The organism is Paenibacillus sp. S02, from assembly GCF_019454065.1.
Taxonomy (GTDB): domain Bacteria; phylum Bacillota; class Bacilli; order Paenibacillales; family Paenibacillaceae; genus Paenibacillus; species Paenibacillus polymyxa_B.
Genome location: NZ_CP073682.1, coordinates 614,230 through 630,620, shown reverse-complemented (window position 1 = coordinate 630,620; position 16,391 = coordinate 614,230). Strand labels below are relative to the sequence as shown.

General features: G+C 44.6%; 15 protein-coding genes. 8 read left to right on the top strand and 7 right to left on the bottom strand.

The annotated features are described in order from the left end of the window. Positions 1-26 precede the first annotated feature (26 nt). Complete coding sequence (locus KAI36_RS02820; protein WP_220026876.1) at positions 27-920, top strand: AraC family transcriptional regulator; 894 nt, start codon at positions 27-29, stop codon at positions 918-920. A 236-nt stretch (positions 921-1,156) separates the two neighbouring features. Here KAI36_RS02820 and KAI36_RS02815 read toward each other — a convergent pair whose 3' ends face one another. Continuing rightward, a complete protein-coding gene (locus KAI36_RS02815) occupies positions 1,157-3,340 on the bottom strand; it encodes an alpha-galactosidase (protein ID WP_220026875.1) in 2,184 nt (727 codons plus the stop codon). A 239-nt stretch (positions 3,341-3,579) separates the two neighbouring features. Between KAI36_RS02815 and KAI36_RS02810 the strand changes: the two genes are divergently transcribed. Further along, positions 3,580-4,419, top strand: coding sequence for an AraC family transcriptional regulator (locus KAI36_RS02810; RefSeq protein WP_220026874.1), 840 nt, complete (start codon positions 3,580-3,582; stop codon positions 4,417-4,419). Positions 4,420-4,585: 166 nt separating this feature from the next. Here KAI36_RS02810 and KAI36_RS02805 read toward each other — a convergent pair whose 3' ends face one another. Genes KAI36_RS02805 through KAI36_RS02795 form a run of 3 tightly spaced genes read right to left on the bottom strand, consistent with a single transcriptional unit; the run spans position 4,586 to position 6,737 of the window. Continuing rightward, on the bottom strand, positions 4,586-5,470 hold the full coding sequence (locus tag KAI36_RS02805; RefSeq protein ID WP_025719774.1) for a MetQ/NlpA family ABC transporter substrate-binding protein: 885 nt from the start codon (positions 5,468-5,470) through the stop codon (positions 4,586-4,588). A gap of 29 nt (positions 5,471-5,499) precedes the next feature. Beyond that, positions 5,500-6,270 (bottom strand): SDR family NAD(P)-dependent oxidoreductase, encoded by a 771-nt coding sequence (locus KAI36_RS02800; RefSeq protein ID WP_220026873.1) that lies wholly within the window; start codon positions 6,268-6,270, stop codon positions 5,500-5,502. 5 nt (positions 6,271-6,275) lie between these two features. Next, a complete protein-coding gene (locus KAI36_RS02795) occupies positions 6,276-6,737 on the bottom strand; it encodes an S-ribosylhomocysteine lyase (protein WP_007428584.1) in 462 nt (153 codons plus the stop codon). 278 nt (positions 6,738-7,015) lie between these two features. Here KAI36_RS02795 and KAI36_RS02790 point away from each other — a divergent pair, with 278 nt between their 5' ends. Continuing rightward, positions 7,016-7,816: a GTP pyrophosphokinase gene (locus KAI36_RS02790; RefSeq protein ID WP_023986812.1), complete on the top strand. Its 801-nt coding sequence runs from the start codon at positions 7,016-7,018 to the stop codon at positions 7,814-7,816. A 159-nt stretch (positions 7,817-7,975) separates the two neighbouring features. Here the strand turns inward: KAI36_RS02790 and thrS are convergent, their stop codons facing one another. Then, positions 7,976-9,889: a threonine--tRNA ligase gene (gene thrS / locus KAI36_RS02785; RefSeq protein WP_220026872.1), complete on the bottom strand. Its 1,914-nt coding sequence runs from the start codon at positions 9,887-9,889 to the stop codon at positions 7,976-7,978. Positions 9,890-10,437: 548 nt separating this feature from the next. Between thrS and KAI36_RS02780 the strand changes: the two genes are divergently transcribed. Both KAI36_RS02780 and KAI36_RS02775 read left to right on the top strand, forming a co-directional pair. Next, a complete protein-coding gene (locus tag KAI36_RS02780; protein WP_220026871.1) occupies positions 10,438-11,001 on the top strand; it encodes a TetR/AcrR family transcriptional regulator in 564 nt (187 codons plus the stop codon). A gap of 12 nt (positions 11,002-11,013) precedes the next feature. Next, the gene (locus KAI36_RS02775; protein ID WP_220026870.1) at positions 11,014-11,442 is read left to right on the top strand and encodes a DUF3995 domain-containing protein; all 429 of its coding nucleotides are present in this window, start codon (positions 11,014-11,016) and stop codon (positions 11,440-11,442) included. Between the two features lie 17 nt (positions 11,443-11,459). On the opposite strand, the gene KAI36_RS02770 is transcribed toward KAI36_RS02775, so the two are convergent. Continuing rightward, the gene (locus tag KAI36_RS02770) at positions 11,460-12,683 is read right to left on the bottom strand and encodes an MFS transporter (protein ID WP_220026869.1); all 1,224 of its coding nucleotides are present in this window, start codon (positions 12,681-12,683) and stop codon (positions 11,460-11,462) included. 188 nt (positions 12,684-12,871) lie between these two features. Between KAI36_RS02770 and KAI36_RS02765 the strand changes: the two genes are divergently transcribed. Next, complete coding sequence (locus KAI36_RS02765) at positions 12,872-13,450, top strand: TetR/AcrR family transcriptional regulator (RefSeq protein WP_220026868.1); 579 nt, start codon at positions 12,872-12,874, stop codon at positions 13,448-13,450. 102 nt (positions 13,451-13,552) lie between these two features. On the opposite strand, the gene KAI36_RS02760 is transcribed toward KAI36_RS02765, so the two are convergent. Beyond that, positions 13,553-13,978 (bottom strand): MarR family winged helix-turn-helix transcriptional regulator, encoded by a 426-nt coding sequence (locus KAI36_RS02760; RefSeq protein ID WP_025719761.1) that lies wholly within the window; start codon positions 13,976-13,978, stop codon positions 13,553-13,555. A gap of 164 nt (positions 13,979-14,142) precedes the next feature. Between KAI36_RS02760 and KAI36_RS02755 the strand changes: the two genes are divergently transcribed. Together KAI36_RS02755 and KAI36_RS02750 are read left to right on the top strand one after the other, a co-directional pair. After that, positions 14,143-15,612, top strand: a complete 1,470-nt coding sequence (locus tag KAI36_RS02755) for an MFS transporter (protein ID WP_220028032.1) — start codon at positions 14,143-14,145, stop codon at positions 15,610-15,612. Between the two features lie 136 nt (positions 15,613-15,748). Beyond that, positions 15,749-16,249: an NAD(+) diphosphatase gene (locus KAI36_RS02750; RefSeq protein ID WP_220026867.1), complete on the top strand. Its 501-nt coding sequence runs from the start codon at positions 15,749-15,751 to the stop codon at positions 16,247-16,249. The last annotated feature ends 142 nt before the right edge of the window (positions 16,250-16,391 follow it).

Genomic DNA, 16,391 nt, shown 5'->3' with positions numbered 1-16,391 from the left:
TCGTCATCAGAAAGGACCTCGCTAAAATGAAAAAACAATTGCATGAGACCATTCTATATCCCGATGTTTCATTTCCATACATCATGTACACCCATACTATTCATGCAAGTAGTCCTGAAGGTAGAGGATTCAACGATTTACATTGGCATGAGGAACTACAAATCACTTTGGTTACCAAAGGAAAGCTAGTGATACAAGTTAACGGCATTGATCATGAATTAGAAACAGGTCAGGCCATTTTAATTAATAAAGGTGTTCTTCACGTTACTACACACCTTACACATAACGGTCAATATGTCAGTTTTAATTTCCCTGAGAAGCTGCTGGCCTTTTATGCAGATAGTGCGATGGAAAAAAACTATGTACTGCCTTATACAAACTCTCTCTTATTGTCATTAGAAATCAAAGGAGATGTTGAATGGCAAATTCAAATACTGCAAATGCTTTGGGATATGAAACAAAAATTTGATATGAAAAAAAAATGGGGCTGGGAATACGAGGTTTCCATCAAAACGGCACAATTATGGTTAGTCTTAATATCTAATATTTCGCTGTCTTCTGAGGAAGCACCTAAATACATGAAATTGCAACAGGAGCGACTTCAATTGATGCTCAGCTTTATCCATCAAAACTACTCAGACAATATAACACTACAAGAAATTGCTGCTATAGCACATTTAAGTATTTCGGAATGCACTCGTAGTTTTAAGAGAACCATTCATATGACACCTTACGACTACTTAATTAAGTACCGTATCAAGAAAAGCAGCGAGTTATTAATTTCAACAGATTCTACAATAACTGAAATAGCCCACAGAGTGGGGTTCAATCATGTAAATCACTTCATTCAGTCTTTTAAGAGACATCATAAAAAAACACCTAATGAATTCCGGAAATTTAGAAATGAATTCATTAATTAAGGAATGAGGCAGCCGTCAGCGTAATGACTTACTCTGTTGATGATCCTGTTTTCAATCAACATTCAAATGTAACTCCCACATCTTCCTCAGTTTCATGTCATTCATCATTCGTATAAAAAACATGGCTTCCCCCTCCTCGATCAATACAGCTGCTGTACGCAAAATGCCCCTTTTCATACAAAAAGGGGCATAACTCAATCAATTGTCTTTTCTCTTTCGGCAGTTGTACTGATCCTTTACGCCTTGCCGGGCCTTATTGCCCGTAGCCTGAACCATCCACTTTCATAGTCTTTCTGTCCGTAGACAAGAGGGAGGCCCAACTTTATAAGCCTATCCCCCCCATTGATAGACTTTTCTCCGCTATTTCCTGACTGAACTTCGTATTCGAGCTCTGGATTAAGTCCGTCAAGGCGCAGAACCCGCCAGGGTGCGTTCGGAACAGCCATCACTTGAAAATAGTAGACGATGGCATCCTCTTGGTCTTCGGTAACAAACATCCAAGCCGACTCGTTATTTTCAAACGGACTCTTTAGGCGATACAAGTCACCCTTCTGTACTAAACCACGAATCTGCTTGTAGGCTGTGATTTGGCGTTTGACCGTCTCTTTTTCCTCATCGGTGAATTTCGTGAGATCAAGCTCATATCCAAAATTTCCGGACATGGCGACATCACCTCGAAAATCAAGGGGCGTTATGCGTCCAACTTGATGATTCGGAACTGCCGACACATGCGCTCCGGTTGCACTTACAGGATAGACAAGGCTAGTTCCATATTGAATCTTCAGGCGTTCCACCGCATCGGTATTATCACTAGTCCAGACTTGGGGCATGTAGTAAAGCATTCCTGGATCAAAGCGCCCTCCGCCACTTGAACAGCTCTCGAAAAGAATATGCGGAAATTCGGTGGTGATGCGCTCCAACAGCTCATACAATCCAAGAACATAGCGATGGGCAGTCTCGGATTGGCGTTCCGGCGGCAGAGCAGCGGAACCGATTTCCGTCAGGCAGCGGTTCATATCCCATTTCACGTAAGAAACCGGCACGCTGGAGAAAATGGCAGCCAGCGAATCGTAGATGAAATCGCGCACTTCCTTGCGAGTATAGTCCAGCACTAGCTGCCATCTGGCTTCGCTGCGCCTGCGTCCCGGAACGTGAAGGCACCAATCCGGATGCTCCCGGTACAACTCGCTGTCTGGAGAGATCATCTCTGGCTCAAACCAGAGCCCGAATTTAAGCCCCAGCCGATTGATACGGTTCGCGACATCCGCAAGTCCGTCTGGCAGCTTCCGACGATCCTCGTACCAATCGCCGAGAGACGAATTGTCGGAATCCCGTTTTCCGAACCAACCGTCATCTAAGACAAATAATTCGATGCCTAGCTCAGCCCCCTCTTTCGCTATCGATACCAACTTATCTGCATTGAAGTCAAAATAGGTAGCTTCCCAGTTATTGACCAGAATAGGGCGTTCTTCGTCCCGATATTTCCCTCGGCAAAGTCGAGTCCGATACAAGCGATGATACGTCCGCGACATATCTCCCAGTCCTTGACCGGAGTAAACCATAATTGCTTCTGGCGTTTGGAAACTCTCCCCTGGGCTCAGTAACCACGAAAAGTCAAAGGAATTCACGCCGATACTAAACCGTGTTGAGCCAAATGAATCCATTTCCGCTCCCGCCTCAAAGCCCCCGCTGTACACGAGGCTAAAGCCGAATACCTCGCCATAGCATTCCGTTGTCTCGCGAGTGACCAATGCAGTAAAAGGATTGAGTTGATGGCTGCTCATGCCCCTTTTACTATCAATTCGGGTTTCACCTTGAAGAATCGGTTTGCGGGTAATATTCCCCTCCCGAGCCCATGCTCCCGAAAGATACATGAACTCCAAATCGCTTTTACCCGAAAAATCGACACTGGCACTTAGTGCACGAAGGAGCCTAAGATTCTTTTCCCCCGCATTACTCAAACGAGCCGAACGAGCGATTACGTTTCGATCTGCGAAGACGGTATAAAGAAGAACAACTTTAAGACCTGAAAAGACATCTTTTAATTCAAGTTCCAACGTATCCGCTTCGTCTTCATTCTCGGTATATACGGCCGGAAGCCCGCTTAATGATGGCTTTCCCTTCATGATACGATAACCATCGTACTTCAACTCCGTAATACGAGTTCCATCCTCAAGTTCTACCTGATACGCCGGGTTACGGAAGTCTCCACTCCCATACTGCGGATACTCTTGCGGTAGCCGATCCAATCCAGCCTTCGCAGAAGTGTGAGGCAATAGATCGGCAGTTGATTCGCGATGCTTCAGCCTATCTCCCCAGTATACATGCACAGGAAATCCATCCACAACTTGAATAATATAACTCATGCCCGACGACTGTAGATGAAACAGCCCCGTTTGCTCTTGAACAATGATACCCATTGGAAAAACAACCCCTCCCTCTAGTCATACCCATTGGAAATCCGCACTTAAAATAGGACATAGAAGAACCTTTTTGTAACAGTCATCAACTAAATTCACATGGTGTAAAGCTTGATAAGCTCCTCATTAGTCGCAATAGGTTCTACAGAAATGATATATTAATTTTAGATATGAAGTACATGGCATGGTACTCACTATTTATGTTATAATGCTTGATAATTTACATAAGGAGATTTAGCGTGATAGAATATTTGCCACGTAGTAAACAGCACTCTGAATTGTATCTAACTCAGTTTGGCATGGAGGAATGCATACCGGGGCACTTTTTTGGACCTGCGATAAGAGATCACTATCTGCTCCATTATATTTTGGACGGAGAAGGTACCTTCGAGGTCGGTGGGTGCAGTTATCGCTTGCGGAAAGGACAGTGGTTTCTAATCTGTCCCCAGGTCATCACTTATTATCAAGCCGATGTAGTGAATCCTTGGTCTTATTGCTGGTTTGGTTTTAACGGGGCACTGGCAGAAACACTCCTCAAGCAAGCAGGCCTAACGATGACGCGTCCAATTCTCGACTTTGAAGGAGACCATTTGATTTATCAGTATTTACAGCTCATGAACGAATCAAGTGGATGCCATAAGGCTCGGGAAACCAGACTGACCGGTCTGCTTTGCTTAATGTTATCGGAGCTTATAGAGTTCGGTCCGGTAACACCTCCTGAACAAAAGGAAAGCCGGGCGGAAATTTACGTTGAAAAAGTGAAGGATTTTATTGAAATGAATTATGCTCAGAAAATTACCATTGAGCACATTGCAAATTTTATTGGACTCAATCGAAGCTATTTATGTTCGTTATTCAAACAACAAGTGAACACAAGCATTCAGGATTATTTGGTTCGCTATAGGATCAACAAAGCATGTGAAATGATGGGAAACGCTGAACTTTCGATAGGTGATATTTCCCGTTCAGTCGGCTATAGCGACCCTTTACTCTTCTCGAAAATTTTCAAAAAGGTAAAGGGATTCTCCCCCAAACATTATCGAACTGAAACCCATGCTCAAACTCAAGCCGACTACTAAAAGTACAATCGCTGACTCATTTGGAGGATGGGGCGACATCAACTCAACGTTTGTCACCTATTCGGCGTGGACTCCAAGAGCAGAGATGACGTTCTACCCGACTACTGGTAAGAGGCCTCTTGCGAACAAAAAAGATCAGCCAGAAAAACTGGCTGATCTCATAAGTTTATTTTGTTGTAGTTTGTCCTTCCAAATAAGAAACCGGCTCTTTAACCTCTACTTTGGTACCGCCAAATTCATCTTTAATGTATTTTTGAGTATCCTCGTTATGATAGAGATCCGCTAACTTTTGCAGCCCTTTGTCATTCGCCTTATCGGATGAAGTAACCAGGACGTTAATATTATTTTTGGTTGCCTGACTGATTTCCTCATGGAACAAGGAATCTTTCAGTACATTCAGACCCCCTTCTAAAGCAATCGTATTCCCAATCAGCACCAAGCCTACATCTTGAATCACTCGTGGTCCTGTTTTGTCATCAATGAGTTCAAATTTCAGGTTTTTAGGATTGCTAGTAATATCATTGACTGTACCCAAGGCATCATTAAAGTCAGCCTTAAGCTTAATCAAACCGGAGGCTTCCAATAACTTTAAACCTCTTGCTGTATTGGCCGGGTTATCTGCCAAAGCTACCAGAGCCCCGTCGGTCACTTCATCGATGCTTTTGAATTTTTGCGAATAAATCCCCATAGGCTCCAGGTAGGTTGTGGCTATAGCCTTCAAATCGGCTTTGCTCTCTTTGTTATAGCTAACCAGGTACGCCCATGATTGGAATGCATTTACGTCCACTTCGCCTTCTTTGGTCGCATTGTTCGTTTCGATTCCGCCGTTAATTTCTTTCACTTCAATGTCCAGCTTGGCATCCTTGGCGGCCTGGGACTGGGCAATATGCTTCCATATCTGGGCGTCAGAGCCCATGGAGCCGATGACTACTTTTTGCGTTTCCGAACCGGAAGCGGCACTGGAGCCATTGCTGTCTGAACTTTTATTACCGCATCCTGCAGCAACTAATAATAAACTAATCCCTAATAGTAAAACGAACGATTTCCTCATGTTGTTTTCCCCCAGATCATGCTAGTATGCTAGTGCATCGTCATTCCACCTGTAACATTAATCGCTTGTCCTGTCATATATGCAGAGAGTGGACTTGCCAGAAATAGCACCACATTGGCGACATCCTCCACCTCAGCCGTTCTCCCCAAAGGTACCTGTGAACAATCTTCTTCGTATATTTCTTGAGCGGTCATTCCGCGAATGACGCCCCCTTCAATCCGTTCACGATGCTTCATCGGCGTTTCTACAATGCCAGGGCAGACCGCATTTACCAAAATATTTTGCCGGGCAAGCTCAATGGCCATTACCTTGGTCAAGCCGAGAACCGCATGTTTGGAAGCACAATATCCGCCCATGGCCCGATATCCATTTTTTCCAGCCTGCGAAGCAATTTGAATAATTCGTCCTGATTTACGAGCGTCCACCATTTCTTTGGCAAAACGTTTGGACGTTACATATAATCCGGTTGAATTGATCGAAAATACTTTTTCCCAATCGGCTAACTTACTATCAATGACATAATCCATCGTAGAAGTACCAGCGCAGTTCACCAATATATCAGGAACTCCCGTTTCGCTGATTAGTAGATCGCACCATCTTTCGATATCATCCGGTTTGGATATGTCCAATTGCGTTTCAATCAACTGTGAATTGACCACTCTATACGGCTCTTCATAAGAAATATCAGCAGAAATCACTTTAGCTCCACTTTGAATGAAAAGCTCTACAATTCCCTTGCCTATGCCTGACTTGCCGCCTGTCACAATCGCTGTCTGATGAGATAGGTCAATCGAAATCATAGATTTTAAAATACTCTTTCGAAAGGATCGCGGCTAATACCCGCCTCTAATACAATCTTCACATATTCCTGCGCTGAAAAAAGAGAGTGGTCCTTGTAGTTCCCGCATTCCAAAGCAGTAACAGCCGGAACCTCTGTCGTTTCCAGAATTCTTTTCAAGGTTTTTTCCAAAGCGAGTGCAATCTCCTCAGGCTCATGTTCATTCCACAAAATCAAGTAGAACCCCGTTCTGCATCCCATAGGAGAGATATCAATAATTCCTTTGATTTCATCTCTCAGGTACGTCGCTAATAAGTGCTCCAGCGTATGTACAGCTGCTGTCGGAAGTGCGTCTTCATTAGGTTGTAAAAATCTCAAGTCATACTTTTGTACTGTGCTTCCTTTTTCATCATGCTCTACTCCCGCTGCTCTTACATAAGGAGCCTTTACAATCGTGTGATCTAATTGAAAACTTTCTACTTTTGCCATTGTTCTTTTCCTCTTTTCTGTAATTTATATTTTTAATCTAATGATGGATACTCTACATTTGTGATTTTTTTAAAAAAGAATTAAATGCTCCAAATCAGCATTTTTGTAATTATACATCGGATTACTCGGTTTTACCACCATAATTCTTGTCGTATTTCTTTTTTCTTTGACCGTCGCTCCTTTGCCTGTAGGTTTTGACATAGTGTACAATGTATACGATAATGCTTTTTTACGAAAAAGATCGAGGACATCATAAGCCTCATTTAGGAGAATGCTCTGTGAATGAACCGGATTGGAAGCACCTGAATGCTGTCCCATTACCCTTGCAGGAATTTCAGCTACAGCTGGATCAAAACAGTGTTAACGCCAAGCAACTAGAGGAGTGGAGAAAGATTCCCGTCCTTTATCAACTGGCTCTGGAGGAATTAAAGAATAAAATTAAGCTAATCCAGACGGAATGGAAGCTGTTAGACGGTTTTAGTCCGATTGAGCATATTAAAACCAGGATCAAAGAGCCCCACAGCATCGTGGAAAAGGTTCGGCGCAAAGGGCATGAAGTCACCTTGGACAATATATTGCGTGAAATTCATGATATCGCGGGAATGCGCGTGGTGTGCGCTTTTGTGAAAGATATTTATCGTCTGATGGATCATCTTCACACACGGGAAGACATTCGTATTCTGGAGGTCAAGGACTATATAGCCCATCCTAAGCCCAACGGCTATCAGAGCCTACATGTCATTGTGGAAATTCCGCTGATCCTGTTTGAGGGCACACGCTGGATCAAGGTTGAAATTCAATTGCGCACATTGGCTATGGATTTCTGGGCCAGTATGGAGCATATTTTGTACTATAAGTTCGATAAGAAAGTGCCTGAACATGTCGTTAATGGATTGACCGAGGCCGCACGTGCAACCTACGAGCTGGATCAGAAAATGCTGAAGTTGCGCGGCGAAATTTTATCGCTTAGCGAGGAACAGGATGCGGAAGAATCCCCGGCGAAACAATCCGAAGAGTCGTCCTTGAAGACACTATCCCTCCCTGCAGATCACGCCACTTCACGGCCACAAACCTGCTAAGTTTTTGTGCACAAGATAACTTAAGAATTCAGTCGAGGCTGCAAAAACTATGGTTCATTCTTACGCTGGATTCTTATGTATTGGTTATAAATAAAGAGCCATCAAAACCACGTTCATCATGGTTTTGATGGCTCTTTCACACATTTTTTCGATCAAATATTACTGCTTCTCGCGAATTTCTGTGCTGATTTTCTCTACGATGTCCGCAATGCTGAGTGATCCCAGATCGCCTTCGCCGCGTTTACGAACCGCTACAGTACCGGTTGTTTTTTCATTTTCCCCGATAACGAACATATATGGAACCTTCTCCAATTGCGCCTCACGGATTTTATAACCAAGCTTCTCATTGCGAGTATCCACTTCGACACGCAGACCTGCTTTCAGCAACGCATCCTGTATCTCATTGGCAGTCTCAATATAGTTCTCGGATACTGGCAACAGCTTTGCGTGAACAGGAGCCAACCACAATGGGAATGCACCTGTAAAATGCTCAGTCAGGATGCCCATGAAGCGGTCAATCGAACCATAGATGGCACGGTGAATAACGACTGGACGGTGCTTCTGGTTGTCCTCGCCCACATAAGTGAGGTCGAATTTTTCAGGCATTTGGAAGTCCAGTTGGATCGTTCCGCACTGCCAGCTGCGTTTGAGCGCATCAAGAATGTGGAAGTCAATTTTCGGACCGTAAAATGCTCCATCTCCCGCATTAATACGGTAGTTGATGCCCAGGTGATCCAGCACGTTTTGCAGAGCTTGTTCCGCTTGATCCCACAGCGCTGGCTCGCCCATAAAGTCATCTGGACGTGTGGACAATTCCACTGTGAAGTCAAAGCCAAACACACTATACATTTCGTTAATCAGCTTAATCACGTCTGTAATCTCTTGTTCAATCTGACCTGGTGTGACAAAAATATGTGCATCATCCTGACAGAATGTACGAACACGCATCATACCGTTCAACGCACCGGACAGCTCATGGCGATGCACTTGTCCAAATTCGGCTATACGAATTGGCAGATCGCGATAAGAATGAAGCTCATTTTTAAATACAAGCATATGACCTGGGCAGTTCATCGGTTTCAGAGCAAACGTAGTTTCATCCACTTCGGAGAAGTACATGTTTTCCTTGTAATGCTCATAGTGTCCCGATTGTTCCCACAGACGGTTGTTCATCATCAGCGGCGTACGTACTTCCTCATAGCCATGCAGACGTTGAATGTCACGGGAGTAATCTTCCAATGCAGTGCGGACAACCATACCTTTAGGCAGGTAGAACGGCATGCCGGGTGCTTCTTCGGAGAACATGAACAGTTCCAGCTCTTTACCCAGCTTGCGATGGTCGCGTTTTTTCGCTTCTGCCAGCAAATGCAGGTGCTCATCCAGTTGTGCTTTTTTCGGGAATGCTGTTCCGTAGATACGTTGCAGCATCTTGTTGTTGGAATCGCCTCTCCAGTATGCGCCCGCTACACTCAACAGTTTAAAAGCTTTGATGCGGCCAGTAGATGGCAAATGCGGGCCACGACACAGGTCAAAAAATTCGCCTTGATCATAAATAGTAATTTCCGCTTCTTCCGGCAAATCACGAATCAGTTCCAGCTTCAGTGGATCTTCCAACTCTCCAAAAATACGAGTGGCTTCCTCACGGCTGACCACACGACGTGTAATCGGCAGATTTTCCTGTGCGATCTTCGTCATTTCCTTCTCGATCTTGGCCAGGTCGTCAACAGACAATGGGTTTTCGATATCAATGTCATAGTAGAAGCCGCTGTCGATGACCGGACCGATACCCAGCTTCACGTTTTTCTCACCGTAAATGCGTTTGAGCGCCTGAGCGAGCAAATGAGCTGTACTGTGGCGATAAATTTCCAGACCGTCTGCACCGTCCAGCGTAATGATTTCAAGGTCAACGTTCTGATCCAAAACGGTGTTCAGATCTACAGCCTTCCCGTTCACTTTACCTGCTACTGCGTTCTTTTTCAGCCCGGAGCTGATCGAACCCGCCACGTCGGCGATCGTTACGCCCTGCTCGTACTCGCGTACGGCTCCATCCGGCAATTTCACTTGAATACTCACGATTAAAGCCTCCATTTCAAATTGTGTTCTATATCAAAATTGAACGCAAAAAAACGCCTCTCTCCCTCAAGGGACGAGTGCGTTCAGCTCGTGGTTCCACCCTAGTTCGGCCCGCTCCTGTGCGTACATTTATGTTCATCGGAACATGCTCATGCACGACATGCGTGACCCTCCATTGGTATCCGTTAACGGGGATAAAGCGGTAGGCGCTTACTGATGTTACTGCCAGATTGCACAGCTACATGTTCAACGTCACGGCTACAAAGGGGTAACTTCACATGCGGTTGCCGGAAAAGCTCTCAGCCTCGTCTTTTCTCTCTGAACGGCCCTTCAAGGAAATCATGTCTTTGGTCAATGCCTTGAATATCACTATATGCTACAGCATTATAGAGCAAATTCGCGGGTATTTCAAGTGGGCGTTTATGTAAGTTGATGCCTCCTATGCATCAGCCGGCTAAAGGAGCCAATGTGCCCTTATTTACATAGCTCTAAAAACACTATAATATATACTTATCTAGACGATACCGTACAGAAAGGAAGAGGGAGAGATGCCTAAAATTATTGTCACAGAAGAACAATGGATTCAGAAAGGAATCGAACGTTTTGAACAGGGTGGAATTGATCAACTCGTAGTTGAAAAAATGGCCGTTTCTTTAGGGTGCAGTAAGAGCAGTTTTTATTGGTATTTTAACAATCGCAGCAGCTACATTAGACAGATTGTGGAGACATGGAAGGAACAGACGACACAACAGGTTATTGCAGCGTCCATCATCCATGCTGCCGCAGATGAGCGGATCAGAGAGTTGTTAACCCAGATGTTCGGGAAGACAAAACGAGGAGATTTTCTGTTTTATCTGCGAAAACTGTCATTGAAGGATGATAGTTACCATTCCCTGCTCAATGAAGTCGAACAGATGAGAATGGAGTTTATGAAAGAGCTTTTAATACAGAAGGGAATGCAACCAGAGAAAGCCTTTCAGAGATCATGGATGTTGTACCATTACTACTTAGGTTGGTATGAGCGTCACAAGCAAGAGACATTAAGTGACGAAGCCATTCAGCAACATATTCACATGGTTTGGACAGAGTGGATTTCGAATGAATTCAATTAAGGAGGATGCCACATGTTGGAGTTACTTACATGGGTAGTTGGCGGAATTCTATGGGTACTGAGCGGCATGCATCTATATTGGGTATTCGGCGGACAAAAAGGTGCAAAGGCAGCGATCCCAAGCACAGGAACGGCTTTGCTCTTTGAGCCCTCCAAGATAGGGACATCAGTTGTAGCTATTCTACTAGCTTTAGCCGCTTGGTTCGTTTTAGAACTAGGTGGAGTTACACAATCCCTGTTTTTCAGTTTCTTTCATTCCTACGGTGCAGGTTTGTTATCGTGCATATTTATTTTACGTTCTATAGGAGATTTCAAATGGGTGGGGTTCTTCAAGAGAAAAAAAGGAACTGTTTTTGCAAAATGGGACACTGTGCTCTACTCGCCCCTTTGTTTTCTCTTGGGAACAGCCATTTTAATGATTATGCTTTTGCGTACGGCATAGGTTAAAGCTGACCTCTATCAGGTGGTTTGTTTCTTTCGCACATCTCCACTCGTTTCTTTCTCAGTGAAAAAGTACAGCAAAGCCAGCACAGGCAGGACGATTCCAATCAGAGCACTGAAATTCCAGCCACCTAACGCATAAGACCAACCACCTAATGATGATCCAATCGCTCCGCCTATGAAAAAGATAGACATGAATAATCCGTTCAAACGCCCTCTCGCTTCACTTCCCAAGGAGTAAATAACGCGTTGTCCAAGTACAAGGTTTCCTGATACAGCCATATCCAGTGTAATCGCTGAAATAAAGAGAAGTACGAGCGCAACGGTCGAATGACTTTGAAAAAGATAGATGAGCAAAAAAGACAAGGCTGCAATGATCATAGCTAGCCCGGTTAGTACTTTGCTCCAGCCTTTATCAGCCAATCTGCCGGCAATCGGAGCAGCTACTGCACCGCCTACGCCTACCAAAGCAAACAATGCAATCCCTTGTTGAGACATTCCGAAATCATCCGCCAACCGTAAAGGAACAACAGTCCAAAATAGGCTGAAAGCTCCAAATAGGCAGGCTTGATACAGGGCACGGCGACGCAATGCAGGCGTTTGTTTTAAAAGAGTGCCTAACGAGAAAATCAATTTACTGTAAGATACCGTAGGCACAGGCTTGCGCTCTGGAAGAGCTCGCGAGAGCAGAATCGTCAACAGCGTCAAGACAATGGCTGACAAAATAAATACGGCTTGCCATCCCCAGATGCTGGTGATAAAGCTTGCTACTGGCCGTGCGAACATAATGCCTAGTAAGAGTCCACTCATGACATTCCCAACAACGCGGCCGCGCTGCTCTTCGGATGCTAAATAGGTGGCGTACGGCACCAGTATTTGGGCTACCACAGATCCAATTCCAATGAATAAGGATGCGGTCAGGAACAACGGGGCATTGGTGGCAAAAGCGGCAACAACCAAGGCACAGACTGTGATGATTAGCGATATGACCATAAGCCGTCGATTTTCAATAATGTCGCTGAGCGGTACGATAAATAGCAATCCCACCACATAACCGATTTGAGTTAAGGTGACAATGAAGCCCGCTGCTGTAGAAGAAAGACCCATAGCAACGTGAATAGGTCCTACAAGGGTTTGAGCATAGTACAGGTTGGCAACAATAAGGCCGCATGCGGCTGCCAACAAAAACATCATCCAATTTGAGATACGGTTACTTTCTAAGGCTTGTTGTTCTCTTTGCATGATAATCCTCCTCATTAATTTAAATACTAAACGTATAGTTCGTTAATTCGATAATCAAATAATATACTGAACGTTTCGTTTTGTAAATAGGCAAAATCAACTTTTTATTTTCACATGATATTTGATATACTGAACGTATAGTTTATTTTTCGTGTTTACTTATATCTGTTAAGAAGGTGAGCATTCCAGTGCAGAGCAAAAGAGGACGTCCACGTAATGTCGAGACGCAAAAATCTATCCTTAACGCTTCCTATGATTTACTGTTGGAGCAAGGCTTTGGGGCGGTTACGGTAGAAAAAATTGCTGAGCGAGCGAAAGTTAGCAAAGCCACCATTTATAAATGGTGGCCTAACAAAGCTGCCGTAGTGATGGATGGCTTCCTGTCAGCCACCATAGCAAGATTGCCCGTGCCCGACACGGGTTGTGTATTAGATGACATTCTCATTCATGCCACGAATTTAGTGCGGTTCTTAATAAGTCGAGAGGGTAAAATCATTACGGAGTTAATAGGCGAAGGGCAACTTGATTCAGGATTGTCAGAGGCATACCGGACCCGATATTTCCACCCTCGGCGACTTGAGGCTAGGCTTCTTATTGAGCGCGGAATGGAGCGCGGAGAATTGAGGGAGAATCTCGATATTGAATTATGTATCGATCTCATTTATGGGCCGGTTTTTTATCGATTGTTGGTAACCGGTTATCCATTAGACGATTCCTATGTGCGACAGTTAGTCATAAATGCGTTCAAAGGAATTGGCTTGGACTGAATGACGTGGCATTAAGCAGCCCTCACAGAGTATCCTCTGTGAGGGCTGCTTTTTCTTTTACCTGCCACGATCCTCTGGCTAACTCCTGATTTGTTTATTTGTTTATTCGTCAGGGTCTATACTAATCTTTTGCAGTAAATCGATAAGAAGCTCCTCTTCCTCTTCAGATAGATTGTGGACAAGGCTGACATTGGACTCGTCCAATATTCCTTGTAGGACAGGGGAAAATTCTAGCGCCTTGGCCGTAGGAGACAAAAGATGGGAACGGCGGTCATTTGGGTCTGTTTTCCGTTCAATGTAGCCTGATTCCTCCAATTGTTTCACAGAGCGTGCCGTGGTTGCCTTGTCAAATTTAAGTTCATTCGTCAACTGCTCTTGTGTAATGCCCGGCCGCTGCAAAATGAGCTTTAAAAAGCTGTGTTGTCCTCCACTACCGATTCCGTAAGGAGTCAGTTTTTTGGACAGTATTTTTTGATTTCGACGGTACAGGTGGGAAATTAGCTTTCCAATCGGTTGTTTTTTTCTCATCAAATACACCTCATTGGCTTAAAAATGACACATCCCCAGTTGGGACCAAAGCAAAGTTTACAATAATATTGTTGCACACGCAACTAATTTGCTGTACACTAGAACCGTTCATTTAGTTGCGCGTGCAACTAAATAGAAATTGTTAACGATAACGAGGTGTAATGATGAGTTCAACTGCTACAACGGCTACAACCTATCAAGAGAATATCGAAGTCCAGAAGAAACGTTGGTTGATTTTAATTGTTTTGAATCTGTTTACGTTTATGTCCACATTGGATGGAAGCATCGTCAATATCGCTCTTCCTGTGTTGTCTCACACGTTACATTTACCCGTGGCACAGATTGAATGGGTGACAACCGCCTATTTAATGGCGATATGTACCGCTATCTTATTTTTTGGCAAGCTTGGAGATATCGTTGGTAAAATCAAAATATTCAAAATCGGCACAATCGTATTCATTCTTGGCTCCCTATTGTGCGGTCTTAGCTCTTCGCTCTCTATGCTGCTGATTTCCCGCATTATTCAGGCGTTTGGAGCGTCCATGACCATGGCGAACAGCCAGGGAATCGTGACAGATATCTTCCCGTCCAATGAACGGGGCAAAGCGCTTGGCCTCATTGGAACCTTCGTTTCTCTGGGCAGTATCGCCGGGCCAAGCTTGGGCGGTATTATTGTCTCGTCGCTGGGCTGGCAGTACATTTTCTGGGTCAATGTACCGGTAGGGCTGGTCGCTGTCTTTCTTGGCTGGAAGCTTCTTCCGAAGGATTTGATCAAGGTGAAAGATAAAATTGACGTTCCCGGTAGCTTAGTGTTTGCTATTTTTATTCTCACTTTGTTCGTCGGATTGTTGCTGGGACAGCAGGTCGGGTATGGAGACAAACGTATCGTTGCTTCGCTGGTGGTGGCTGTAGTTGCTTTTGCCATGTTCATTAGGTTGGAGCTTCGTCGTCCTGGGCCGCTGTTACAGCTCGCGCTATTCAAAAATCCGTTATTTTCGCTCAGTATTTTGTGTGCTTTTCTGGTGTTCGTCGCTAATTTTTGCTTTAACATCATTTCGCCTTTCTATGCGCAGAATATGCTGAACTTGTCGCCTTTTCATGCCGGCTTCCTGCTGATGCTGCTCCCCATCTCGATGGTTATTGTGGCCCCTCTCAGCGGTGCGCTTTCCGATAAAATCGGATCTGAACTGCTTACATTCGCCGGGCTGGTCGTTATGGTCATTGCCCAAATTGGATTGGCCCAACTGCATGCAGGCAGCTCCATCCCGCTCGTGGGTCTGTGGATTGCCATGCTGGGCATCGGCAGTGGTTTATTCCAATCGCCGAACAACTCGCTGATTATGTCTACAGTACCCCGCACACAGCTCGGCTCAGCCGGGAGTGTCAATTCGCTGGTTCGCAACGTCGGTATGGTTGTGGGGATCACTTTGGCCACATCCATCCTCTTTTATATTATGAGTAAAGAGGCTGGTTATCGGGTCACCGGCTTGGTCCCGGGTCATCCAGAAATTTTTCTGGCAGGCATGCATGTAGTCTTTATGACGTCCGCGTCCATCTGTCTTGTGGCGGCATTGTTAACAGGCTGGCGGCTGATTGAGGCTAGACGGGCAAGAACGCAGCAAGAAAAGGGATAAAGATCAAGAGAAGAAATAAAGCGCTCGTAGACAGAACAGTGATCGTAGAATTAAGATGATGAGTATTGCAGTACAAACACGGCATTAAAAGCAACATTTACAATTTTAAAAAATGTGATACAAGGGTGGCGCTTACATGAAATATTGCTATGAATGCGGAACAAAATTGATGGTGAAGGAGTGTGAAGGCGAAGGCCCTATCCCCTTTTGTCATACATGCCAAGTCTTTCGTTTCCCGATATTCAGCACTGCGATCAGTACCGCTATATTGAATAGTCAGAGAGATAAGGTGCTGCTCATACAGCAGTACAATATTCAAGGCTTCATTTTATTGGCAGGTTATGTGAACAAGGGTGAATCCGCCGAGCAGACATTGGTGCGTGAAGTTAAGGAAGAAGTAGGATTACAAGTCGATGAGTATCAATATATGCGCAGCGAGTATTTTGAACGAAGCAATACACTGATGCTGAATTTTGTATCCATTGTGAATGACGACCAGTTGGATGTTCTTTGTACGGAGGTAGATCAAGCACGTTGGTTTACACTGGAGGAAGCCAAGCAAGCTATTTTGAAAAACAGCTTAGCTGAATCCTTCTTGCTGACCATTATTGAAAAGATTGAGGCAGGCTTATTTTGAAGTGATATAAGCGTGGCGATGCGAAAATGATGAAAAAGATGTCTTTACAGATATATTGAATTGCTAAACCGCAAGATGGCTGCTCTTTCCAAGGAACCCTCTTGCGGGTCACAGCATGTTTATACTCTTTGTCATTGCTGGA

Bases quoted from the DNA above. Each gene is read 5' to 3' on its own strand.
- KAI36_RS02820 (WP_220026876.1), top strand. From the start codon at position 27: ATGAAAAAACAATTGCATGAGACCATTCTATATCCCGATGTTTCATTT.
- KAI36_RS02815 (WP_220026875.1), bottom strand. From the start codon at position 3,340: ATGGGTATCATTGTTCAAGAGCAAACGGGGCTGTTTCATCTACAGTCG.
- KAI36_RS02805 (WP_025719774.1), bottom strand. From the start codon at position 5,470: ATGAGGAAATCGTTCGTTTTACTATTAGGGATTAGTTTATTATTAGTT.
- KAI36_RS02800 (WP_220026873.1), bottom strand. From the start codon at position 6,270: ATGATTTCGATTGACCTATCTCATCAGACAGCGATTGTGACAGGCGGC.
- KAI36_RS02795 (WP_007428584.1), bottom strand. From the start codon at position 6,737: ATGGCAAAAGTAGAAAGTTTTCAATTAGATCACACGATTGTAAAGGCT.
- KAI36_RS02780 (WP_220026871.1), top strand. From the start codon at position 10,438: ATGCCTAAAATTATTGTCACAGAAGAACAATGGATTCAGAAAGGAATC.
- KAI36_RS02775 (WP_220026870.1), top strand. From the start codon at position 11,014: ATGTTGGAGTTACTTACATGGGTAGTTGGCGGAATTCTATGGGTACTG.
- KAI36_RS02770 (WP_220026869.1), bottom strand. From the start codon at position 12,683: ATGCAAAGAGAACAACAAGCCTTAGAAAGTAACCGTATCTCAAATTGG.
- KAI36_RS02760 (WP_025719761.1), bottom strand. From the start codon at position 13,978: ATGAGAAAAAAACAACCGATTGGAAAGCTAATTTCCCACCTGTACCGT.
- KAI36_RS02755 (WP_220028032.1), top strand. From the start codon at position 14,143: ATGAGTTCAACTGCTACAACGGCTACAACCTATCAAGAGAATATCGAA.
- KAI36_RS02750 (WP_220026867.1), top strand. From the start codon at position 15,749: ATGAAATATTGCTATGAATGCGGAACAAAATTGATGGTGAAGGAGTGT.